This window comes from Rouxiella sp. S1S-2 (genome assembly GCF_009208105.1).
Taxonomy (GTDB): domain Bacteria; phylum Pseudomonadota; class Gammaproteobacteria; order Enterobacterales; family Enterobacteriaceae; genus Rouxiella.
In genome coordinates this window covers 4,351,147-4,372,596 of sequence record NZ_WFKL01000001.1, presented here as the reverse complement: position 1 = coordinate 4,372,596, position 21,450 = coordinate 4,351,147, and the positions used below count along the sequence as shown (strand labels likewise).

Sequence of the window (21,450 nt, the reverse complement as noted above, 5' to 3'; positions counted from 1 at the left end):
ATTACTCAATTTATGATAGTAGATAGCGGATAGCAGCAGAAGGGTTCATTAAGGCCACGGCAGGAATAATTCAGTTTTGTGTGCCATAGTTATTAATACGAGTGGTTAAATAATCCATTCCAATCAAATCGGCATATAGAAAACCGTGTCGTGCAGATGATCATAAAAGGAGTACGATCAATGAAACTTTGGCAGATAGTAGGTGGAACCGCGCTGTCTTTTGCTCTTGCAGGTTGTGCTACACACCATCAGGCACCCCCGCAGCCATCCCCCAATTCGAGCGCTAGCCCGACGTCGGCACCGGCCATTACCGGACCCAATGTCTCGGGTGTGGTGAACATTTCGCAGCGCGTTGCACTGCCGCCTGATGCGGTCTTGACGGTAACTCTGTCGGATGCCTCATTGGCTGACGCACCTTCTCGCGTGATTGCGCAGAAAGTGGCACGCACCGACGGTAAACAGGCACCCTTCAGCTTCATCCTGCCGTACAACCCGCAGGATATTCAGCCTAATGCCCGTATTATCCTGAGTGCTGCCGTGACGGTGAACGACCGTCTGGTGTTTATCACCGATAATATTAAAGAAGTGATTAACGGTGCGAAAGGCACGCGTGCCGACCTGAACCTGGTTCCGGTAACGGCGGTCCCTGTTGCGACCAAACCCACGGGTTTAGGTCCTATGGGTAACACGGGTGATGCCGCCCCTAACGCGGTACCTGTACCCCAACCGGCTCCTATTACCTCTTATTAATTAAGTCTTATTAATTAATAAATTGGGCCGTCAAGTCTGTCCCTTCTTCCGCCTGCGGGAGAAGGGAGTTACAACTTCCAGCCAAACTTTAGCAAATCAATTTGCCCTTTTTTAAAGATAATACCCTCGGCAAGTAGGGCCTGACGCTGTCGTTTAAAATCCTCTCCATGAAGTGAAATTTCACCATGACGATTGACCACGCGATGCCAAGGCAGGCTGCTACCCTCAGGCAATTTCTTCAAGACCCCACCTACCTGACGTGCGGCGCGCGGTGAACCGGCCAGGCGAGCGATTTCGCCGTAGGTGGTCACTTGCCCCAAGGGAATAGCCGCGATGATTTGAAACACCCGCTGGCGAAAATTGTCGACTTCTGACATGCAAACACCTTTCTGAAAAGAATTCACCGTTGATTGTATAAGAAAACAACGGTTGTCGGCAGTTAACTTGCTTTTGTTTAGGTCATCCCTGATAATGCCCACCGCTTCGCAGTATTGAAGCCGTCAACGTCAATGGGGGCCCTGTTGGTTCTCCCGCAACGCTAACTTGTTAACTCGGTCAGGTCCGGAAGGAAGCAGCCATAGCAGGTGTCGTGTGTGCCGGGATGTAGCTGGCAGGGCCTCCACCATTTCAGCCCCACCGCATTATTTTCTTTTTCCCCATCAGACCCATTTACCCGTCGACCCAGCGTTAATGGTGCGTCAGCGTTGCAAAATAATAAACCAGCGGAATAGCCAAAACGTAAAGACTCACCGGCACTTCACGCGCTTTCCCCGCCACGACTTTTATCGCCACGTAGAACAGCAACCCTGCGGCAATACCCGTCCCGAAACTGTTAGAAATCAGCGTAGCCATCACCATCATCAACACCGGCAGGCCTTCAGTAAAGTTGCTCAAATCGACTTTGCGCAAGCCGCTGAACATATTTAGCCCAATCAAGATTAATGCTGGCGCCGTAGCCTCTTTGGGGATCATCAGTGCTATAGGCGTCAACAATAGCATCAGTAAAAACATCACCGCCGCCGTCAATGCTGTTAGCCCCGTTTTACCACCCGCTTCGGCAGCTGCCGCTGATTCAATCAGTGCCGTCGCCGCAGGAATACCGAAAATAGGACCCAGCGCCGCCGCAATAGAATCGACAACAAACGGACGATTAATGTTCTTCATATTGCCGTGTTCGTCGAGCAGTCCTGCTTCACCGCCAACGGCCAGGGTAGTGCCCATGGTCGAGAAAAACTCTGAGGCAAAAAAGATAAACAGGAACGGCAGGAAGGCAATATTAAGCGCGCCCAGCAGGTCAACTTTACCGATAAGCGGCGTTAATGAATGCGGCAGGGAAATCCATTCGGCAGGTAAATGTGTAATGTTGAAAGGCAGACCGGCCAGCGTGGCGAGCAGAATGGCCCACAAAATGGCGCCGGGAACGCGACGTGCCTGCAGCCCGATCGCGATTAATAAACCCAGCAGCGCAATCAGCGCCCCGGGCGCGGTAAAATCACCCAGTCCAAGGGCGTGTGTTTTAACGTTGGCGGTGACCAGACCCGCATTGCGAAAGCCAAGTAAGGCAACAAAGATGCCGATAGACGCTGTCAGGCCCAGCTTGATCGACTGCGGAATCGAGCGGGTAACCACTTCGCGAAGCCCCAAAATGGTCAACAGAAAGAATAAGATACCCGACCAGCAGGCTATTCCCAGCCCCACAGGCCACGTAATGCCGTCACCTGCCAGCGTGATACCGACCAGTACCGAACCGCCTATGCCAGGCCCGACCATAAACGGCAGGTTGGCATAGAAGGCCATCAGCAAACTGCCGGCAACCAGAACGATAATGGTGCCTGTCAGCGCAGCGCCTTTATCAATGCCGCCGACTGCCAGCAAACCTGGGATGACTACCAAAAGATAAGCGGCGGCCAAAAAACCGGTAATACCCGCAAGACATTCGATTTTCACACTGGTTTGACGTTGGTAAAGCTTGAAACGTCTTTGTAGCCAGCCTCCACCGGAGACGGCGTTGGTAACGGATGGTTCTGCCATGTTGTGTTCCCCTGAACAAAATGAATTATCGTTTTTTATGATTTACTATCAATCGTTTATGTTATTTTAATAAGTTGCCCTTCACGTAAAACGATTATTTATAGTACTTCCCATGCGTCGGTAAGCGGGTCGATGATTTGTCGCGTTCCGCCGTCGGTCAGCCCTAAATCAGTCAGATGTGGGCCGGCATTACAGGCCAGGCAGGTTCCTTCAATTGCTTTAAACACCCGATAAGGCGGCTCCCAGTCGGCGATTTTGGCACTCAAATCTCGCAGATTTTTAAACTGCACGGCCAACTGTTCGGCAGGTAAATCAGACAACATTCCGGCAATCGGCATGTCGACATTGGCCAGCAGTTTTCCATTCTGGCTGAGCGCCATGCCCCCACCGCAGGTAATAAGATGGTTCGCCGCCAGCGCCATTTCGGCAGGGTCACGCCCGAGAACCACCAAATTATGCGCGTCATGGGAATAGGAGGTGGCAATCGCACCGCGTAATTCCCCCCAGCCCTCGAGCAGGGCGAGCTGAGGCTTGGCCGGATATTTCCCATGACGATGCAGAACCCAGATCAGGCTAAACTCCGCGGGCAATTGCACTACGCCCGCACGCACGTCTACGGTGGTTTCGCTCCATTGGGTGAAGCGCGCACCCTTGATGTGTCGTAGCGTGGCTTTGCCATTGTTGACGTTTGGAATGCGGATGGCGAAGTCAGACTCACTGACCGGCGAAAGGTGCATGGTGTCGCGCGGTGGCTGAATCGTGGTTGCGGGTTCAGTTTCTTCAATCAGCATGCGACCGCTTTCGGCGATGCATTGCCCACCGACAAAAACTTTTTCAGGGCAGATCTTTTCCAGTGAATCGAAGGTGAAGAAATCGGCGCTGCGGCCAGCGGCAATCAGACCTAAATCGGCACGCTGCAGGCGCAGCGCAGCGTTAAAGGTTGCCATGCGCAGCACGTCTTCAGCCGGTAAGCCGCAGTCGATCAGCGTATTGACCAAAGCAATCATTCCACCCCGTTCAAGCAAAAAGTCCGGCGGTACGTCGTCGGTGCACAGCGTGATTTGCGATGACAGATGTGGCAGAGTTTTCAATGCGTTAACAATGTCGGGCAGTAAATACGGATGCGAGCCGCGAATTTGCAAATTCAGCCCCGCCCGCAGTTTTTCAAGCGCGTCTTCGGCCGAGGTCAGCTCATGGTCCGAGCCAACACCCGCCGCTAAATAGGCCTGCAGCTCTTTGCCTTTAAGCCCGCGCGCGTGGCCTTCAATCAACTTGCCGCTGCTAAGGCCAGCATCAAGAATTTCTAGCATGCGTTCACTGCCGGTGATCACGCCGTGCATGTCCATCATTTCGGCAACGCCGGCAACGTCTGGCCAGGCGAGCATGGTTTGCATCTCTTTACCGCGAAAATCAGCGCCTGATGTCTCAAGACCGGGCGTTGATGGCACGCTTGAAGGCGCAGCACAGATTACTCGCAGCGGCAGGCCGCGGCTCGATTCCACCGCATAGCGCACCCCTTCTACACCCAGTACGTTGGCCAGCTCGTGCGGATCCCAGTAAATGGTGGTCGTTCCCTGCGCAACCACGATTTGCGCGTAGCGATGAGCTGGCAGGTGTGAGCTTTCTACGTGAACGTGTGTGTCAATCAGGCCGGGGGAGAGGTAGGCACCGGCCAGGTCCTGCGTTATTGTCGCCTCAAAGTCATCACCGCACGGATGAACACTGGCAATCATCGAGCCGGACAGGCCGATATCGACCTCGCGGATTTCACCGGTGACCATGTCAATCAATCGGGCATTTTTTAGCAATCGATCGAAAGGCGTCTCACCCATCGCTGCCTGAACTGCGCGCCGCCGTAGCGAAATGGCCGGTTTGTCTGTGGTCATCATATTGTCTGCCAAATTAGGGGTCGAAAACGAGGAATGGCCTTACTGTAGGCAGGCCGACAGCGATTTAACAGATGATTTATTTTATCAGTGGATAAGATGGGGTTATGCTGGCTAACACTTTCTGCTGCATCATTGAACTGACGGGGATTTATGTCTGAACCCTGGCGCAGGCTGCCTGCGTTATCGCTTAAACAAATTCAGTATTTTGTTACGCTTGCCGAGCTGCGCAGCTTTACCGCTACGGCACATCTTTTGGCTATCAGTCAGCCTGCCTTGAGCAGCGCGCTTCGCCAGATTGAGTCCGTGCTTGGCGGCAAACTGGTAAATCGTACGGCGCAGGCGGTGACTCTGACCGATCGCGGGCTGGCGATTTTGCCCTATGCGGAAAGAATGCTGAATATTGCGCACAATACCTTCGATGACATGTTGCAAATTATGGCGCAGGGCGGTGACGGAACCTTGCGAATCGGTCTGGTGCCCTCGGTCAGTACGCTGCTTTTTCCGGCGGTTCCCGAATTACTGGCAACACGTTTCCCACATCTTCGGGTCGAATTTCATGATCTGACCAATGATCGGCTTTTGATAGAGCTTGAGAAGGGGTCGATTGATTTTGGACTTGGGTCGCTCGACAGCACGGTACCGGCAAAAATAGAAGTGTTCCCGCTGCTTGAGGACCCCTTTGTGGTCGTAATGCGCAAGGACGATCCGCTCGCTGATGGCCACCATCTACCCTGGCGACATCTGGCGCGACGGCCCATCGCTATCTTCCTCAAGGGGAATGTGAGTCGTCTCGTTAACTCGCTCATTGAAAGCCATCGTTTAAGCCTGGATATCGCCTATCGGGTCGATTTTCAAGAGACACTTTACGGATTGGTACGCTCAAGGTTGGCGCTGGCTATATTGCCCGAACTCTACACTTCAACGCTGAATGACAGTGAATTAACCGTGGTGCATTTACAGCAGCCAGAATTAACCCGCACGGTAGTAATGATGAGAACGAATTCACCTTTACGCTCACCGCAAACGGAGCAGTGCTTTCAATATTTACTGCAGGCGTTTCATCAACGGCTGAAATTACAGAGTGGGAAATAGGCAAAGAAGGATATTGAGTTTCACTGAGTGGAACTCATTAGCGAGGTAAATGTGTCCTGAATTTTAGCCTGATTAATTAATAACATTATCGGACATAAATTTAAGATAAGTAAAAAAATACATTGAGCCGATAAAGGTCGGCTCAATGAGGGCAGAATGAGAAATTAGCGTACAAACTTCCAAACGGCGACGGGAATTTTATCGTAAAGCTTATTCATTGTTAACTCGGCGAGGCGATGATCTGCCGCGGAGTAAAACAACTCCAACTCATCATTAGAAAGTTCGTACTTATTCTTCTCAATAACACGTTCAAGCGTATCGATAGTGGTGCATTTTCTTAAACGCATCAAATAGTCGGTTTTGTTCATCATAGCCTTTTCAACTGTATCTACATTCTTTATTAAATTATCTTTTATGTTTTCATCAAGGTACAGACATAATCCCCTGAGAACATTCTGAATAGTCGTTTTTTGGTTTTTTGCCATTGACGTAAATCAGAATCGTTAATTCCGTAATTGCTAAACAGGGTATAGGTATCGTCAAGATACTCCTCTACCAGGTCGCTGAGGTTCGTTTCATCCGGGTATTTAATTTTAAAGCTCATGATGAAAGAAGCAATATGCTCAATCAGGTCATTCAACTGCAGATTAACTGCTGAAGTTGGATCATTGACCCAGCCGTGGTGGCTGTCTCCCAGGGTTGCAATTCCTTCGTCGTACAAATTTTCGTTGAGGAACCGCAGTTGCGCAATATCATGTCGCTTAGGCGAGTACTCATCCATATCATCCCCTCCGTAATGGTTATTCGGTGTGATAACACTCTGTGAGTAAACAAAATCTGTAAATAAACAACAAAATCCGAGCTGAACCAGGGACTGCTTGGTAAAAAATATTACCCTATTAAAATTAAATGATATTTCGTATCACTATTGTTGAGAAGCGGCAGGTTCAGGGTAGATTGCCACGCTCATTATCGTGTCGAATGTTGTCGAGGATACCTGACATGACGTAATAATGAACTCACAATATAAATATAATCTAATTTTTGAGAACTGCGCAAACCTATTACTGAAACTTACAATTCATTCTCGGTGCCAGCCGAATCAAAATCTATTATATCAAACTCCAAACCATCGGGTTTAACGATAAATGATACGGTTTCTTTGGCATCTTCTTCTGAGTTGAGGTCAAGGCAACCATTGAAAATGGTCCAAGCATAAGTGTAACTCATTGAATACACTTGATTATGTAATAATTCTATAGATTTTATAACCAGCGTGCTCGGCGTGTAGCGAGCATTTTGCGAATAATAAGTTAACCCGGCAGTTAATGCGTCTTCAATCACCTGGATATTAGATTCTATTATCTGCTTAAGTTCAGCAAGGCTGAGTTCTTTTCCCTGAGTGTCATAAGTAATCAATTTTTTCATAAGAATTATCTGATCATTAAAATGGTCAGCATTAATTATTACATATTTTTGAGATAAAGTGGCAAAAGAGAACAAAATAATTATCTATCATTAATTTTTTTAACGCTATGTTTTTAAAGCAATTTTGTGTTTTTTTAATATTTAATTACGCTTTCCTGACGGAGTGCGTTGAGGCCTGTGGCGAAAAAATGAGATCTGCATCAATCATTTGGATACCCTACGTATTGTAGGTGAATGAGTAGACCTAGCATCTTGAAAAATCACTAAAATTGTGTTGTTATAATATAACATCGCTTGAGCAATTTATTATGACTAAAACACTGTTTACCTTATCTGCACTCTCCCGCTGTGCTATTGCTTTAATTTTACTAGCAATTTTGTGGTCAGGGATTTATTGGGCCATCTCTTTACCATGATCAACATTTCTAATCTTGAAGTCGGCTACGAACGACGCCCCGTTGCCATGCCGTTGAGCGGTCGCATCATTGCGGGCTCACTGACGGCGGTAGTGGGCGCCAACGGCGCCGGTAAGTCTACCTTTCTCAAGACTCTGGCAGGACTTCAACCCGCTATCTCCGGCTCAATCGAGTTTACGGGGTCATCTTCCAAAAACAAACGCCCGCAGCTGGCCTATTTACCGCAGCAGGCCGAGCTCGACCGACAGTTTCCCATCAGCGTGTTTGACCTGGTAGCCATGGGCTGTTGGCCGCAAAGTGGCCTGTTCGGTGGCATTAGTCGTGAGTCCGAACGGCAGGTGATTGAAGCCCTGGAAACCGTCGGCATGACGGAAATGCGCAACGTGGCCGTGGGTGAACTCTCCGGTGGACAGCTGCAAAGAACGCTGTTTGCCCGACTGTTGATCCAGCAGGCGCCGCTTATCATGCTTGATGAACCTTTCACCGGTATCGACAGCCAGACCACAGAACTGCTGCTCAAGGTTATCCGCCAATGGCACCAGCAGGGGAAAACGGTTATTGCCGTACTGCACGATATCGCGATGGTGGCGCGCCATTTCCCGCAGGTGCTTTTCCTCAGCCAGCAGCAAAATATTTGGGGAACGGCCGATGAAGTTCTCTGCCATTTTCCTCATCGCGATCACGCCTGCATTCTGGCCGATGAGTTCAGTCAGCAGCGGAGCGTTATTTCATGATGTGGTTTCATCTTTTAATCGATCCTTTTGTACAATTCGGCTTTATGCGCCGTGCGCTGATCGCCTGTCTGGCGTTATCGATTAGCGCAACACCGCTGGGCGTATTTCTGTTGCTGCGTCGCATGAGTCTAGTGGGTGATGCGCTGAGCCACGCGGTTTTGCCCGGCGCGGCGATAGGTTACCTGATTTCAGGTATGTCTCTGGTGGCGATGGGCGTGGGCGGTTTTATTGCCGGACTAGCAGTGGCCATGCTTTCTGGTGTCGTCAGTCGCCGCACGCAGCTTAAAGAAGACGCTAGCTTTGCCGGTTTCTATTTAGGATCATTGGCCCTCGGCGTGACCCTGGTTTCTCTTAAAGGCTCAAGTGTTGACCTGCTACACGTGCTATTTGGTTCCATTCTGGCTATCGACTCCAGCGCCATGCTGATGGTCGGCTCAATCAGCAGCGTTTCACTTATTATCCTCGCCTGTATTTATCGCGCCCTGGTCATCGAGTCTTTTGATGCGCTGTTTTTGCGCGTCAGCTCGGGTAAATGGCTGGCGCTGATCCAGGGCATATTTTTGGCGCTGGTGGTGGTGAATCTGGTCGCCGGTTTCCAGATCCTCGGCACCCTGATGTCGGTGGGATTGATGATGCTGCCTGCAGCAAGTGCACGTTTTTGGGGCCGTGATTTGCCGCATACGCTGCTTATTGCCATGGTGATTGGCATGATCTCAAGTTATATCGGACTGATTTGGTCCTACTATGCTTCGCTGCCTGCTGGCCCGGCGATTGTGCTCAGCGCCAACGTGATTTTCTTTATCTCAGTTCTGTTTGGAACGCGCGGCGGCATGTTAACCGCCTCGCGACGTTAGGAAGTAAAAATAAAGTCAATATAAAGGAGTGGAAATGAAATTATTACCTGTTGCTCTGTCAGTAGCTGCCCTACTGTCGAGCCCACTGGCGATGGCCAAAACGGTTAACGCCGTAGCCAGTTTCTCTATCCTGGGGGATATTGTGCAAGAAGTGGGCGGCGACCACGTCAAGGTCACCAGCCTGGTGGGGCCCGACGGTGACCCGCACAGTTTTGAGCCTGCACCGCGAGACAGCAAAACGTTGGCCTCGTCCGACGTCGTGTTCGTCAGCGGCTTGGGAATGGAAGGCTGGATGGACCGTCTGATCACGGCCTCTGGCTACCATGGTAAAGTGATCACTGCCTCTCAGGGCGTGGACACGCGCCAGATGGAGGAGGAGGGCAAAACGGTTACTGATCCTCATGCCTGGAACAGCATGGCTAACGGCGTTATTTATGCCACCAACGTCATGAATGCGCTGATTGCCGCCGACCCAGAAGATGCCGACTATTTCCGTCAGCACGGTGGGGCCTACATTGAACGCCTGAAGAAGCTCGACGCATGGGCCAAGCAGGAGTTTAGCAGTATTGCTGCGAATAAACGTACAGTGCTCACCAGCCACGATGCCTTCGGTTATTTCGGGAAAGAGTACAACGTGGCCTTTATGGCTCCGGTGGGTTTCTCAACCGAATCTGAAGCCAGCGCCAGCGGCGTCGCCTCGCTGATTAAACAGATTAAAGCGGAGAAGGTGAAAACTTACTTCATCGAGAACCAGACTGACCCACGTTTGGTGAAACAGATTGCTTCTGCAACCGGCGCACAGCCAGGAGGCGAACTGTATCCTGAATCGCTGTCTGGTCCGCAAGGACCGGCCACAACTTATGAAAAAGCCTTTACTCATAATGTGGAAGCGATCGTCGCCAGCATGAAATAAAACATAGACTCCCTCAACGGCGATAAGCTGTGAGGGAGGCTACAGGTTTCCACTTCTTAAGATGTGACAAAGCCCCGTTGGGCAGCAACGGGGCTTTTTTAATGCCTAAAAATCGACACACTGGGTTAGCGTTTTTTCTTGCCGCCCTGAACCGCTTTAAAGCGAGGGTTGCTTTTGCAAATCACGTACAAACGGCCCTTGCGTTTCACGATACGGCAATCAGGATGCCTGTTTTTGGCCGATTTTAATGAGCTTAATACCTGCATTTTACTTCTCCCAAACAACGCTTACTTTTTGCCCAGGAAGCTGCCAAAACGCTGCTGGAAGCGTGCGGTGCTGCCTTCTTTCGAAAACTCTTTCTGCTTGCCCGTGTAGTAAGGATGGGAAGCTGAAGAGATATCGAGCGTCACATAAGGAAAGGTTTTCCCTTCCAGCTCAATGGTGCGATCGGTTTTGATGGTTGATCCCACGCGGAAATACTCATCAACACCGGTGTCATGAAATACCACGGTGCGATAGGCAGGATGAATGTTCTCTCTCATAATAGCCTCTAAATGTAATGTTATACTATAACAATTATTATGCGCGTCTTGATTCATCACTTCAAGTATCATTTGGAGTTTTTTAATTATGTTCGCGCAAGGGGCAGGGCGAGATGGCGGAAAAACAGCAATAAAAAAGGCCGCTTGCGCGGCCTTTCGAGAAGCTTAATCAGCTCAAATTAGTGATGAGATGACTCAACCGGATGGTTGTGCTCAATATCTTCATTCTTTTTGCCAAAGCGGCGGCGAACCACCACGAAGAACACCGGAACAAAGAAGATAGCCAGCAGCGTTGCGGTAATCATCCCACCCATTACGCCAGTACCTACGGCGTTCTGTGCGCCGGAACCTGCGCCGGTGCTGATAACCAGCGGCATAACGCCGAGGATAAAGGCCAAAGAGGTCATCAGAATTGGACGCAGACGCATACGTACCGCCTCCAGCGTCGCCTCAATCAGCCCTTTACCTTCTTTATCCATCAGGTCCTTGGCGAACTCGACGATCAGTATGGCGTTTTTGGCCGACAGTCCGATGGTGGTCAGCAGCCCCACCTGGAAGTAAACGTCGTTGCTCAAACCGCGCATGGTCGCGGCAATCAGGGCGCCCACCACCCCAAGCGGTACTACCAGCATGACCGAGAACGGAATCGACCAGCTCTCATACAGTGCGGCCAGACAGAGGAAGACCACAATCAGCGAGATGGCATAGAGTGCTGGCGCCTGGTTACCCGAGAGCCTTTCCTGATAAGACATACCGGTCCAGTCATAGCCGATACCGTTAGGCAATTTGGAAGCCAGAGACTCCATCATTGCCATCGCTTCACCGCTACTTTTCCCTGGAACAGGCTGACCCAGAATCTCCATTGAAGGCAGGCCGTTATAGCGCTCAAGACGCGGAGAGCCATATTCCCACTTCGCCGTAGAGAAGGCCGAGAACGGTACCATCTGCCCCGAACTGCCGCGAACGTACCAGTTTTCAATGTCTTTAGGCAGCATGCGGAACTTCGCATCACCTTGAACATAAACCTTCTTCACGCGACCACGGTCGATAAAGTCGTTCACATAGCTGCCGCCCAGTGATGCCCCCAACGTGGTATTGATGTCAGAGATGGACACGCCTAGCGCCGTGGCTTTCTCCTGATCGATTTCCAGCTTGTACTGCGGGGTATCTTCAAGTCCGTTCGGACGCACGCCCGCCAGGAGATCTGGATGCTGAGCAACCATTCCCAACAGTTGGTTACGCGCCTGAGTCAGCTTGTCGTGCCCAAGGTTGGCCTGATCGATAAGCTCAAAGTCAAAGCCGGTCGCCGTACCCAGCTCGACAATGGCCGGCAGGTTAAAGGCAAAGACCATAGCATCTTTAATTTTGCTGAACTCGCCCATTGCACGACCGGTGATGGCGGCAACTTTGTTTTCAGCACCGCTGCGTGCTGACCAATCTTTAAGACTGACGAAGGCAATACCGGTGTTCTGGCCGCGCCCTGCAAAACCAAAGCCGTTAACGGTAAACACCGATTCAACGTTGGCTTTCTCTTTGGTCAGATAGTAATCGGTGACTTCGTCCAGCACTTTCTGAGTACGTTCCTGCGTGGCACCCGCTGGCAGCTGCGCCATGGTCAGGAACACGCCCTGATCTTCTTCCGGCAGGAAGGAGGTCGGCAGGCGAATAAACAGGAACGCCATACCGACTACGATCAGCAGATAGATAATCAGATAGCGACCGGTGCTGCGCAAAATATTGCCTACGCTGTCGGTGTAGTGGTGCGTGCTTTGGTCAAACTTCTTGTTAAACCAGCCGAAGAAACCTTTCGTCTTGCCGTGGTCGCCCTTGGCAATCGGTTTAAGCAGGGTTGCACAAAGCGCCGGCGTCAGAATCAACGCCACCAGCACTGACAGCACCATCGCCGAAACGATAGTTATTGAGAACTGACGATAGATAACGCCGGTTGAACCGCCAAAGAAGGCCATCGGAATGAATACCGCCGACAGCACCATAGCAATACCGACCAATGCGCCTTGAATCTGACTCATTGATTTGCGTGTTGCTTCTTTCGGCGGCAGCCCCTCTTCGGCCATGACGCGCTCGACGTTCTCGACCACCACAATGGCGTCATCCACCAACAGGCCGATTGCTAACACCATCCCGAACATGGTCAAGGTGTTTATCGAATAACCAAACGCCGCGATGATGGCAAAGGTACCCAGCAATACCACCGGTACGGCTATCGTCGGGATAAGCGTGGCGCGGAAGTTCTGCAGGAACAGGTACATTACCAGGAACACCAGCACGATGGCCTCAACCAGCGTTTTCACCACTTCCTGAATCGAAATTTTAACGAATGGCGTGGTGTCGTACGGATAAACGACTTTCATCCCCTCGGGGAAGAAGGGTTGCAGCTTCGCCAGCTCGGCTTTAACCGCGGTTGAGGTGTCGAGGGCGTTGGCGTTGGTCGCCAGCTTGATCCCTAAACCGGCAGCAGGCTGGCCGTTAAAGCGAGCAATAACGTCGTAGCTTTCACCGCCGAGTTTGATGTTAGCCACGTCTTTCAGGCGAACCTGCGAGCCGTCTGGATTAACCTTGAGGATAATCTTGCCAAACTCGTCCGCCGATTTTAAACGCGTCTGCGCAACAATCGAGGAGTTGAGCTGCTGCCCCGGAACCGGAGGCGTACCGCCCAGCTGCCCTGCGGCAACCTGGTTGTTCTGCACGGTAATGGCGCTGATAACGTCAACCGGTGTCAACTGGTAGTTATTCAGCTTGTTCGGGTCCATCCAGATACGCATGGCGTACTGAGCACCAAACAGCTGAACGTCACCCACGCCGGACACACGACTGATCGGGTCCTTAATGTTTGACGCCACGTAGTCGGCAATATCTTCCTGTGTCATGGAGTTGTCAGAAACGAAGCCCGCGACCATCAGGAAGCTGCTGCTTGATTTCTGCACGCTAATACCCTGCTGCTGCACTTCCTGCGGCAGCAGTGGCATCGCCAGCTGCAGTTTGTTCTGAACCTGAACCTGTGCGATATCCGCGTCAGCGCCTGAGGCGAAGGTCAGCGTAATCTGTACAGCGCCCGAAGAGTCACTGGTGGAAGACATATACATCAGGTTATCGATACCGTTCATATTCTGTTCGATAACCTGAGTCACGGTATCCTGCACCGTTTGCGCATCCGCGCCTGGGTAGGTTGCCGTCAGCTCGATAGCCGGCGGTGCCACGGTAGGATATTGCGCAATAGGTAACTTGAGGATCGCCAACCCACCCGCCAACATAATAATGATGGCGAGGACCCACGCAAAAATAGGGCGATCGATAAAGAAATTAGCCATGTATTACCGGCTCCTTTTTAAGACTTCGGCGCTTCTGCGGCAGGCGTGTTCTGGTCAACTTCTTGGGCTGTCACCTGAACACCGGGTTTAACTTTTTGCAGGCCGGTAACAATTACTTTGTCGCCAGGCTTAAGGCCATCTGTCACAACCCACTTGTCGCCAATGGCCTGAGTGGTCGTGACAGTACGAAGTTCCACTTTATTATCGGCACCCACGACCATAGCGGTCGCATCGCCACGAGGGTTGCGGGTGATGCCTTGCTGAGGAACCTGCAGAGCATTGTTATTTACACCCTCATCCAGACGGGCACGAACAAACATGCCAGGCAGGAGTGCGTCCTGTGGGTTAGGGAATACGGCGCGTAAAGTGATGGAGCCGGTGGTTTCATCAACCGTCACGTCGGAGAATTCCAGCGTGCCAGGTTGTTGATACTGCTTGCCGTTATCCAGAATCAGCGTCACTTTAGCCTTGCCACCTTCCTGTTTCAGCGTACCGTCGGCCAGCTCCTGCTTGAGACGCAGGAAATCATTGCTGGACTGGGTCACGTCAACGTAGATAGGGTCAAGCTGCTGCACGGTAGCCAGCGCGTCGGTTTGACTGCTGGTAACCAGCGCACCTTCAGTGACTGAAGATTTGCCGATGCGCCCGCTGATTGGTGCGATAACTTTGGTATAAGCCAGACTAATGCGGGCAGTTTCAACCGCCGCCTTCGCCGCTATGACCGAGGCATCGGCCTGAACCGCGGTGGAGGTTGCCGTATCATAGTCTTGCTTACTGATGTAATTGGTGCCCAGCAGTGGTTTGTAGCGGTTTACTGTAACGCGAGCGATTTGTGCGCTGGCCTGGGCTTTTGCCAGGTCACCTTTGGCGCTGTCATAGGCGGCCTGATAGGTAGCTGGATCAATTTGATAAAGCGAGGTGCCCGCCTGAACTTCGCTGCCTTCAACAAAGTTACGTTTCAAAATGATGCCGCTCACCTGAGGACGAACCTCGGCGATACGATAGGAAGATGTGCGTCCCGGAAGCTCGGTCGTGACATTTAACGGCTCGGATTTTAACGTGACGACCCCTACTTCAGGGGCTTTAGCTGCTCCTTGCTCGGTTTTTTTATCATTACATCCTGTAAGAGCTAATCCGCCGGTTAGCATCAGAACGACCGCCAGAGGCGTTAACGCTCTGTTTTTGTTCATAAATAAACCTCAAATGTCCGATTTTAAAATTGTATTCAATGGATGCTGATTGTTACATTCCACTGCTGCGTTTTTAGTATGTGCGTGCTATGTTACATACATTCATGAATGTATGTAAATTAAACTCCTTTCTAAGCTAACCCTATGGCACGAAAAACCAAATCCCAGGCGCTTGAAACCAGACAACATATTCTGGACGCGGCCATCAGTCAGTTTTCTGCCCGCGGCGTCGCGGCAACCTCCCTTACGGACGTGGCCAACGCTGCCGGGGTAACGCGTGGTGCTATTTATTGGCATTTCAAAAACAAAGTCGAACTTTTCAACGCGGTGTGGGAAGACTGTGAATCTCAAATCGAAAGGCTGGAAGTTGAGTATCAGACAAAGTTCCCGAATGATCCACTGCGCGTGCTGCGTGAAATTTTAGTGTTTTTGCTGCGCGCTACGGTGACCGATCCTTCGCGCCGTTCATTAATGGAAATCATATTTCACAAATGTGAATTTGTTGGGGAGATGAGCTCCGTTCATGAAGCGCGTAAAGCGCTCTATATGGAGGGCTACGGCAAGATTGAAGGCATTCTGCATCGCTGCATTGAACAGGAGCAATTGCCTGGAAGCTTGCATACCCGCCAGGCGGCAATTATTCTGCGCGCCTACATCACTGGACTGATGGAGAACTGGCTTTTTATGCCAGAAAGTTTTGATCTCCACGATCAGGCATCTCAATTTATTGATACTTATATCGAGATGTTGAGGTTATGTCCAAGCTTGATTAAAAGTAATCAAATGTATCTTTGATGTGCAACAGAAGATTAGTAAAGATTTACAAGTTTGATTGAGATTGGCCGATTGCACCCGATACGTTGTGGGGCTTTACCGTGGTAAACTTGCCCATCTACGTTTTGAGTTAAGTTAACTATGTTTAGCCTGCCCGCTGACTTCATTATTAGCCTTCATTTCGCTTCTTCGCGCTTTTCACGCGCGGGATTATTGCGCTTGATGTTGATTGGCTTGGTCTTTCTGACCTTACTGAGCGGCGTGTCTCAGGCGTTTGCTGCCGATATTCCTTCCCGTAATGAAATTCAGAATCAGCTTGATGCCCTAAGCAGGCAAAAAGTCCTGACGCCGGTTGAGAAACTGAGTCAGCAGGACATCTACCGTACCATGGAGTTGCTCGACGCGCTCGATCGCGTTAAACAACAGCAAACCCAGCTGCGCCAGCAGTTGGCCGATGCACCCAGTAAACTTCGCGCTGCCTCCGACGGTTTGGCGCAGATGCAGGGCAAAACTGACGATGCAGCCCTAAAAACGCAGCTCGGCGCACTCTCTCTGCATCAGCTTGAAAGTCGCCTCGAAGACACCCTAGACGACCTACAGTCATCGCAAAACGACCTCTCGACCTATAACACCCAGCTTATTACCCTGCAGACTCAGCCTGAACGCGTGCAGAACACCATGTACAGCTATTCGAAAAGTTTGCAGAACATTCGCAACCAACTCAACGGCATGTCGCCCAATCAGCAGGATTTACGCAGCACGCAGCAAACCATGCTGACCACCGAGCAGGCGCTGCTGAATGCCGAAATAGACCTGCAACGCAGCAGTTTGCAGGCCAATACCACGCTGCAGGACCTGCTGCAAAAACAGCGTGACTACACCAACGCACACATTAATCAGCTCGAGAAATTTACCCAGGTGCTGCAGGAAGTCGTTAACGGCAAGCGTCTGACCCTGTCGGAACGCACCGCGAAAGAGGCACAAACGCCGGGCGACACCACAGATTTGCAAAAAGATCCGTTGGTGAGTCAGGAGCTTGGCATTAACCGTGACCTCAGTCAGCGGTTGATAGCCTCGACGGAAGAGGGCAATAAACTTCTTCAGCAAAATATTACCGTCAAAAATTGGCTTGACCGATCTTCGCAGTCCGAACACGACCTCAAAGAGCAGATTACCGAGCTAAAAGGCAGTCTGCTGCTGTCGCGCATCCTTTACCAGCAACAGCAAAACAACCAGCCCACCGCCAGCTTGATGACCGACATGAGCACGCAGATTGCCGATTTGCGGCTTGAACAATTCAACATCAACCAGCAGCGTGACGAACTTTTTCAGGGTGATGACTACATTCAGAACCTGGTAAAAACCAGCAAAGAAAGTATTAACGACGACATCAGCGATGCGCTTGACCAGATTATTGACGTCCGCCGCGAGCTGCTCGATCAGTTAAACAAACAGCTCGGCAACCAACTGGCCTTGGCGATTAACCTGCAAATTAACCAGCAGCAGCTGTTGAGCATCAACGAATCGCTTAACAGTACGCTGACGCAGCAAATCTTCTGGGTCAGCAGCAACAAGCCAATGGACTGGGACTTTATCAAGTCGCTGCCGGAAAATATTCACCAGCAGGTGAAAGGGCTCAGCGTGAAAATGCCGTTGGGATCGCTGATGCTTGGGGCGCTGCACTCGCTTCCCGTCACTGTGCCAATGCTGGTGGGGATCCTCGTACTGCTGTGGCGTCGACGGGCTATTCTGGCACGTATCGACAAGTTGGGCGGTGATGTTGGGCAACTTAAGCGCGATTCCCAACTGCATACGCCTCAGGCTTTGTTATTGGTTATGCTGCTGGTGTTGCCGGGGGTGATGCTGACGCTGGGCATCGGTTATTGGCTGTCGGTGAGTGATATTGAATTAAACGATTTCTTGTGGACGCTGGCGCAAAGATTGGCCGTTTTCCAGCTGATTATGGGGTTTTGCTACTACGCTCTGGCTCCGCAGGGCCTGAATGAACGCCATTTCAACATGCCTGCAAGCCGCTGTGCGCACTACCGCCGGTCGATAGTGCGCCTGTCGCTCACCATGCTGCCGCTGATTTTCTGGACCGTACGTGGCGAAAAAGAGCCTCTGGGGTTGGTTGACGATATCATCGGGCAAATCGTGGTGTTCTTAACCATGGCCGTGTTGACCGTGTTGGTATTTCCAATGTTCCGCGACGGCTGGCGTGAGAAAAATTCGCACAGTGTACGTCTGGTAGCCGTTACCGCCATCGCGCTGGCGCCAGTGTTCTTTATGGGACTGATGGTTACAGGCTATTTCTATACCACGCTGCGCCTTTCCAGCCGCTGGTTAGACAGTCTTTATTTGCTGATTATATGGAATATTACCGGCATGACGGCGCTGCGAGGCCTGAGCGTGGCAGCGCGGCGTTTGGCCTATCGGCGGGCGCTGGCGCGTCGTCAGGTTAGCAGTGTAAAAGATGGCGCAGACGGCGGCGAGCAGGTTGAAGAGACGCCGCTGGGTCTTGATCAGATCAACCAGCAAAGCCTGCGTTTAACCACCATGGCGCTATTCATTGTTTTTGCGCTTATTTTTTACTGGATTTGGTCAGACTTGCTGACAGTTATCTCGTATCTCGACAGTATTTCAATGTGGCACTATTCCGCTAATGTGGCGGGGAAAGTGGTACAACAAACGGTGACGCTGGGTAATTTCCTGCTGGCCTTTGCCGCCGTCATTGTCGCCTATGTGCTAACGCGCAACTTGCCGGGCCTGCTCGAGGTGCTGGTGCTGTCCCGGTTGCAGCTTCGCCAGGGAACCTCCTACGCGATCACCACTATTCTGACCTACACCATCACGGTCATCGGGGCTATCACTGCACTGGGTTCTCTGGGCGTGTCGTGGGATAAACTTCAGTGGCTGGTGGCCGCGCTGTCGGTCGGGCTGGGTTTTGGTTTGCAGGAGATCTTCGCCAACTTTGTGTCGGGCCTGATTATTCTCTTTGAGCGTCCGATCCGCATCGGCGATACGGTAACCATCGGCACATTCTCCGGATCGGTCAGCAAGATCCGCATACGCGCCACCACCATCACCGACTTTGATCGCAAAGAGGTGATTATTCCCAACAAAGCGTTCGTGACCGAGCGCTTAATCAACTGGTCGCTGTCGGACACCGTGACGCGCGTAGTAATTAAAGTGGGCGTTGCCTATGGCTCTGATTTAGATAAGGTAAAAGAGATTTTACTGCAGGCAGCGAACGAAAATGACCGCGTCATGAGCGACCCAACGCCGACGGTTTATTTCCTTAATTTTGGTGCCAGCACGCTCGACCACGAACTGCGCATTTATGTGCGCGAGTTGGGAGACAGAAACCATACCGTAGACGAGTTGAACCGCCGCATTGATAAACTGTGCCGAGAAAATGATATCAATATCGCTTTCAATCAGTTGGAGGTGTATTTGCACAACAAGAGCGGCAGTGAAGTGCAAGAAATTAGTCGCCCCTTCACGCCGCCGGACGAAGGAACGCTGGTCTAAATTTTTCTTCTGCCTATCAGTAGCTTATGGATAAGCTGCCCGTTGGATTTTTCAGTTTTTGCTGATAATCCTTTTTGACAATTTCCAATGCCGCCAACGCCACGTCCGGGGCGATTTCGTTACATTCCAGCAGGTAGATCAAATCCACGGCCAGCTGCAATTCGGGAGGAGCATTCTCTACGGACATAAGCATTCCAGTTAATCGTTTAAGTTGGAGTCCAGTGGCCTGCAGTCAACGGATGTTCCAACGAAGGGTAATCGAGTTAACTAGTATAGAGTTTTTGCCTCAAATACCGACGGTATTTTTCAAATTTTGTGATAACAACGTCAAAAACCGCGCTCTTGCCGTTCAATGCTGCGCTCGATCTTTATCAGCGCCTGACGGCAGCGCATGAGACGGCCTTCCAGCGCGGCCAGCTCTTTCTGCATGTGTTGCTGCTCTTTAAAGGTTGCCAGTTTGCCTAGCTGACTTTCGCGGTCTTCGATCATGGCAATAATTCGACGCTCATACTGCTGATGTTCAACCAGCTTGCTGTAAAAATCACTGCTTTTCACCTCTTTCTGCTTATCGGCCTTTCTCAGCGTTTGCGTCGCCAACTCGCGCTGCAGAGCGGTAATTTGCGAAACCAGACGTTCGGCTACGTAGGCCACCTGCGCGCTGCGATTTTCGTTTACCACCTGGCAAAGCTGTGCAAAATTGGTACGCACCTCCACCAGATACTCGCGCAGGCGGGTGCCTTTGGTAGAAAAAAGCGCGACGTCAAACCTTGCCTGCTGCGCCGTGGCGTGGGCAATGGGCTCTATCTCCCGAGCCAGATTTTCAATTTGCTGTTCCAGCGACTGCAAAAGGGTTTGCGTACTCAACGATTATCTCCCGACCCATGCTTTTCGACCCAAAAGGCCAAAGTTAGGCGACAAGCTTACCCTTAACCCGTGCAGAAACAAGCGGCGAAGGGATGCAGGCACGTATGACGTTGTTTGTATTCGTGCTGTTTACACTTTGTAATATTCGGCGCACTGTATTATTGAACCAGGGCGTTTCACTCTATTTTGTGCCGCTGTGGTGGGGGACTCACCGCTGCTTATCATGCAATGGACGCTGCTGATTATGATGTGGTGTTTACCAGAGGTTGACCTGGAGCAACAAAAAAGGCGATCATGTCCGGCTGTGGGTTGCTTTTTAAAGTGGCTTTGCATAGATTTGGGCGACTCGACCTTGCGTCGTTGTCCACTAACTTTTTCCTGAATAGCCTGTCAGACTCGTTCGCCGCTGTCCTTTACTATGCCGATAATTTCGGAGTAGGGCATATGGTTTGAACCGTCCCGCGGCTGTTCAGGTATGAATCGACTTTATTATGAGCGCTATCGTTATGACCGCTACTGCACAGCAGCTTGAGTTTATTAAAAACAGTATCAAAACCATTCCCGACTACCCGAAGCCGGGCATACTGTTTCGTGATGTCACCAGTTTGCTGGAAATCCCTCAGGCCTATCAAGCCAGCATTGATTTACTGGCAGAGCGTTACCGCAACACCGGTGTGACCAAAGTGGTCGGCACCGAAGCACGCGGTTTCCTGTTCGGCGCACCCGTCGCGCTGGCGCTTGGCGTAGGTTTTGTTCCCGTGCGTAAACCGGGCAAACTGCCGCGTGAAACTCTCTTTGAAGAATACGAACTGGAGTACGGTACCGATAAGCTTGAGATCCACACCGATGCTATCAAGCCGGGTGATAAAGTGCTGGTTATCGATGACCTGCTGGCGACCGGCGGCACTATTGAAGCCACGGCCAAGTTGATCCGCCGTCTGGGTGGCGAAGTGTCCGATGCAGCCTTTATCATCAACCTGCCTGAGCTGGGCGGTGAAAAACGTCTTAACGGCCTCGACATCGACTGTTATAGCCTGGTCAACTTCGCTGGCCACTAAAATTCTTTGTCCTTCGGGCTACAGGGGTGTTGGCTGCCTTTACTTATCCCAGTCA

The 21,450-nt window shown here is 51.2% G+C and carries 20 protein-coding genes and 1 other RNA gene; 9 read left to right on the top strand and 12 right to left on the bottom strand.

The window, feature by feature from the left end:
• Positions 1-180 precede the first annotated feature (180 nt).
• A complete protein-coding gene (locus GA565_RS20075; RefSeq protein WP_152200355.1) occupies positions 181-750 on the top strand; it encodes a YbaY family lipoprotein in 570 nt (189 codons plus the stop codon).
• A gap of 68 nt (positions 751-818) precedes the next feature.
• Here the strand turns inward: GA565_RS20075 and GA565_RS20070 are convergent, their stop codons facing one another.
• Positions 819-1,127 (bottom strand): MGMT family protein, encoded by a 309-nt coding sequence (locus GA565_RS20070; protein ID WP_152200353.1) that lies wholly within the window; start codon positions 1,125-1,127, stop codon positions 819-821.
• Between the two features lie 142 nt (positions 1,128-1,269).
• Here GA565_RS20070 and ffs point away from each other — a divergent pair.
• Positions 1,270-1,366, top strand: an RNA gene (gene ffs / locus GA565_RS20065) — signal recognition particle sRNA small type.
• A 71-nt stretch (positions 1,367-1,437) separates the two neighbouring features.
• On the opposite strand, the gene GA565_RS20060 is transcribed toward ffs, so the two are convergent.
• Positions 1,438-2,781 (bottom strand): NCS2 family permease, encoded by a 1,344-nt coding sequence (locus tag GA565_RS20060; RefSeq protein WP_152200351.1) that lies wholly within the window; start codon positions 2,779-2,781, stop codon positions 1,438-1,440.
• Between the two features lie 98 nt (positions 2,782-2,879).
• Positions 2,880-4,667: an adenine deaminase gene (locus GA565_RS20055; protein WP_152201660.1), complete on the bottom strand. Its 1,788-nt coding sequence runs from the start codon at positions 4,665-4,667 to the stop codon at positions 2,880-2,882.
• A 153-nt stretch (positions 4,668-4,820) separates the two neighbouring features.
• Between GA565_RS20055 and GA565_RS20050 the strand changes: the two genes are divergently transcribed.
• Positions 4,821-5,762, top strand: coding sequence for a LysR family transcriptional regulator (locus tag GA565_RS20050; RefSeq protein ID WP_152200349.1), 942 nt, complete (start codon positions 4,821-4,823; stop codon positions 5,760-5,762).
• A gap of 164 nt (positions 5,763-5,926) precedes the next feature.
• Here the strand turns inward: GA565_RS20050 and GA565_RS20045 are convergent, their stop codons facing one another.
• From GA565_RS20045 to GA565_RS20035, 3 genes are all read right to left on the bottom strand, one after another.
• Positions 5,927-6,130 carry an HHA domain-containing protein gene (locus GA565_RS20045; RefSeq protein WP_055778183.1) on the bottom strand — a complete coding sequence of 68 codons (204 nt, stop codon included), beginning with the start codon at positions 6,128-6,130 and terminating at the stop codon, positions 5,927-5,929.
• A gap of 44 nt (positions 6,131-6,174) precedes the next feature.
• Positions 6,175-6,543, bottom strand: a complete 369-nt coding sequence (gene tomB, locus GA565_RS20040; RefSeq protein WP_055776852.1) for an Hha toxicity modulator TomB — start codon at positions 6,541-6,543, stop codon at positions 6,175-6,177.
• Positions 6,544-6,836: 293 nt separating this feature from the next.
• Positions 6,837-7,190 (bottom strand): hypothetical protein, encoded by a 354-nt coding sequence (locus tag GA565_RS20035; RefSeq protein ID WP_152200348.1) that lies wholly within the window; start codon positions 7,188-7,190, stop codon positions 6,837-6,839.
• A gap of 412 nt (positions 7,191-7,602) precedes the next feature.
• On the opposite strand from GA565_RS20035, the gene GA565_RS20030 reads away from it, so the two are divergent.
• Genes GA565_RS20030 through GA565_RS20020 form a run of 3 tightly spaced genes read left to right on the top strand, consistent with a single transcriptional unit; the run spans position 7,603 to position 10,107 of the window.
• Complete coding sequence (locus GA565_RS20030; protein ID WP_193311944.1) at positions 7,603-8,340, top strand: metal ABC transporter ATP-binding protein; 738 nt, start codon at positions 7,603-7,605, stop codon at positions 8,338-8,340.
• Entirely contained in the window at positions 8,337-9,194 is an 858-nt protein-coding gene (locus GA565_RS20025; protein WP_152200344.1) for a metal ABC transporter permease, read from the top strand. The genes GA565_RS20030 and GA565_RS20025 overlap by 4 nt, the downstream gene beginning before the upstream one ends.
• A 34-nt stretch (positions 9,195-9,228) precedes the next feature.
• A complete protein-coding gene (locus GA565_RS20020) occupies positions 9,229-10,107 on the top strand; it encodes a metal ABC transporter substrate-binding protein (protein ID WP_152200342.1) in 879 nt (292 codons plus the stop codon).
• Between the two features lie 125 nt (positions 10,108-10,232).
• On the opposite strand, the gene ykgO is transcribed toward GA565_RS20020, so the two are convergent.
• The 4 genes from ykgO to GA565_RS20000 form a co-directional block, all read right to left on the bottom strand.
• A complete protein-coding gene (gene ykgO, locus GA565_RS20015; RefSeq protein WP_009639085.1) occupies positions 10,233-10,373 on the bottom strand; it encodes a type B 50S ribosomal protein L36 in 141 nt (46 codons plus the stop codon).
• Between the two features lie 21 nt (positions 10,374-10,394).
• A complete protein-coding gene (locus GA565_RS20010; protein ID WP_152200341.1) occupies positions 10,395-10,649 on the bottom strand; it encodes a type B 50S ribosomal protein L31 in 255 nt (84 codons plus the stop codon).
• A gap of 179 nt (positions 10,650-10,828) precedes the next feature.
• Positions 10,829-13,978, bottom strand: coding sequence for a multidrug efflux RND transporter permease subunit AcrB (gene acrB, locus GA565_RS20005; RefSeq protein WP_152200339.1), 3,150 nt, complete (start codon positions 13,976-13,978; stop codon positions 10,829-10,831).
• Between the two features lie 17 nt (positions 13,979-13,995).
• Positions 13,996-15,168 (bottom strand): efflux RND transporter periplasmic adaptor subunit, encoded by a 1,173-nt coding sequence (locus tag GA565_RS20000; protein ID WP_152200338.1) that lies wholly within the window; start codon positions 15,166-15,168, stop codon positions 13,996-13,998.
• Between the two features lie 144 nt (positions 15,169-15,312).
• On the opposite strand from GA565_RS20000, the gene acrR reads away from it, so the two are divergent.
• Together acrR and mscK are read left to right on the top strand one after the other, a co-directional pair.
• Positions 15,313-15,963 (top strand): multidrug efflux transporter transcriptional repressor AcrR, encoded by a 651-nt coding sequence (acrR, locus tag GA565_RS19995; RefSeq protein WP_152200336.1) that lies wholly within the window; start codon positions 15,313-15,315, stop codon positions 15,961-15,963.
• Between the two features lie 201 nt (positions 15,964-16,164).
• Positions 16,165-19,473, top strand: a complete 3,309-nt coding sequence (gene mscK, locus GA565_RS19990; protein WP_152200334.1) for a mechanosensitive channel MscK — start codon at positions 16,165-16,167, stop codon at positions 19,471-19,473.
• A 16-nt stretch (positions 19,474-19,489) separates the two neighbouring features.
• On the opposite strand, the gene rsmS is transcribed toward mscK, so the two are convergent.
• Both rsmS and priC read right to left on the bottom strand, forming a co-directional pair.
• Positions 19,490-19,660, bottom strand: a complete 171-nt coding sequence (rsmS, locus tag GA565_RS19985; RefSeq protein WP_072156448.1) for a pleiotropic regulatory protein RsmS — start codon at positions 19,658-19,660, stop codon at positions 19,490-19,492.
• Positions 19,661-19,800: 140 nt separating this feature from the next.
• On the bottom strand, positions 19,801-20,337 hold the full coding sequence (priC, locus tag GA565_RS19980; protein WP_152200333.1) for a primosomal replication protein PriC: 537 nt from the start codon (positions 20,335-20,337) through the stop codon (positions 19,801-19,803).
• Positions 20,338-20,843: 506 nt separating this feature from the next.
• Here priC and apt point away from each other — a divergent pair.
• Positions 20,844-21,395 (top strand): adenine phosphoribosyltransferase, encoded by a 552-nt coding sequence (apt, locus tag GA565_RS19975; RefSeq protein WP_152201659.1) that lies wholly within the window; start codon positions 20,844-20,846, stop codon positions 21,393-21,395.
• The last annotated feature ends 55 nt before the right edge of the window (positions 21,396-21,450 follow it).

Coding starts and splice junctions, on each gene's coding strand:
- GA565_RS20075 (WP_152200355.1), top strand. CDS start 181: ATGAAACTTTGGCAGATAGTAGGTGGAACCGCGCTGTCTTTTGCTCTT.
- GA565_RS20070 (WP_152200353.1), bottom strand. CDS start 1,127: ATGTCAGAAGTCGACAATTTTCGCCAGCGGGTGTTTCAAATCATCGCG.
- GA565_RS20060 (WP_152200351.1), bottom strand. CDS start 2,781: ATGGCAGAACCATCCGTTACCAACGCCGTCTCCGGTGGAGGCTGGCTA.
- GA565_RS20055 (WP_152201660.1), bottom strand. CDS start 4,667: ATGACCACAGACAAACCGGCCATTTCGCTACGGCGGCGCGCAGTTCAG.
- GA565_RS20050 (WP_152200349.1), top strand. CDS start 4,821: ATGTCTGAACCCTGGCGCAGGCTGCCTGCGTTATCGCTTAAACAAATT.
- GA565_RS20045 (WP_055778183.1), bottom strand. CDS start 6,130: ATGAACAAAACCGACTATTTGATGCGTTTAAGAAAATGCACCACTATC.
- tomB (WP_055776852.1), bottom strand. CDS start 6,543: ATGGATGAGTACTCGCCTAAGCGACATGATATTGCGCAACTGCGGTTC.
- GA565_RS20035 (WP_152200348.1), bottom strand. CDS start 7,190: ATGAAAAAATTGATTACTTATGACACTCAGGGAAAAGAACTCAGCCTT.
- GA565_RS20030 (WP_193311944.1), top strand. CDS start 7,603: ATGATCAACATTTCTAATCTTGAAGTCGGCTACGAACGACGCCCCGTT.
- GA565_RS20025 (WP_152200344.1), top strand. CDS start 8,337: ATGATGTGGTTTCATCTTTTAATCGATCCTTTTGTACAATTCGGCTTT.
- GA565_RS20020 (WP_152200342.1), top strand. CDS start 9,229: ATGAAATTATTACCTGTTGCTCTGTCAGTAGCTGCCCTACTGTCGAGC.
- ykgO (WP_009639085.1), bottom strand. CDS start 10,373: ATGCAGGTATTAAGCTCATTAAAATCGGCCAAAAACAGGCATCCTGAT.
- GA565_RS20010 (WP_152200341.1), bottom strand. CDS start 10,649: ATGAGAGAGAACATTCATCCTGCCTATCGCACCGTGGTATTTCATGAC.
- acrB (WP_152200339.1), bottom strand. CDS start 13,978: ATGGCTAATTTCTTTATCGATCGCCCTATTTTTGCGTGGGTCCTCGCC.
- GA565_RS20000 (WP_152200338.1), bottom strand. CDS start 15,168: ATGAACAAAAACAGAGCGTTAACGCCTCTGGCGGTCGTTCTGATGCTA.
- acrR (WP_152200336.1), top strand. CDS start 15,313: ATGGCACGAAAAACCAAATCCCAGGCGCTTGAAACCAGACAACATATT.
- mscK (WP_152200334.1), top strand. CDS start 16,165: ATGTTGATTGGCTTGGTCTTTCTGACCTTACTGAGCGGCGTGTCTCAG.
- rsmS (WP_072156448.1), bottom strand. CDS start 19,660: ATGTCCGTAGAGAATGCTCCTCCCGAATTGCAGCTGGCCGTGGATTTG.
- apt (WP_152201659.1), top strand. CDS start 20,844: ATGACCGCTACTGCACAGCAGCTTGAGTTTATTAAAAACAGTATCAAA.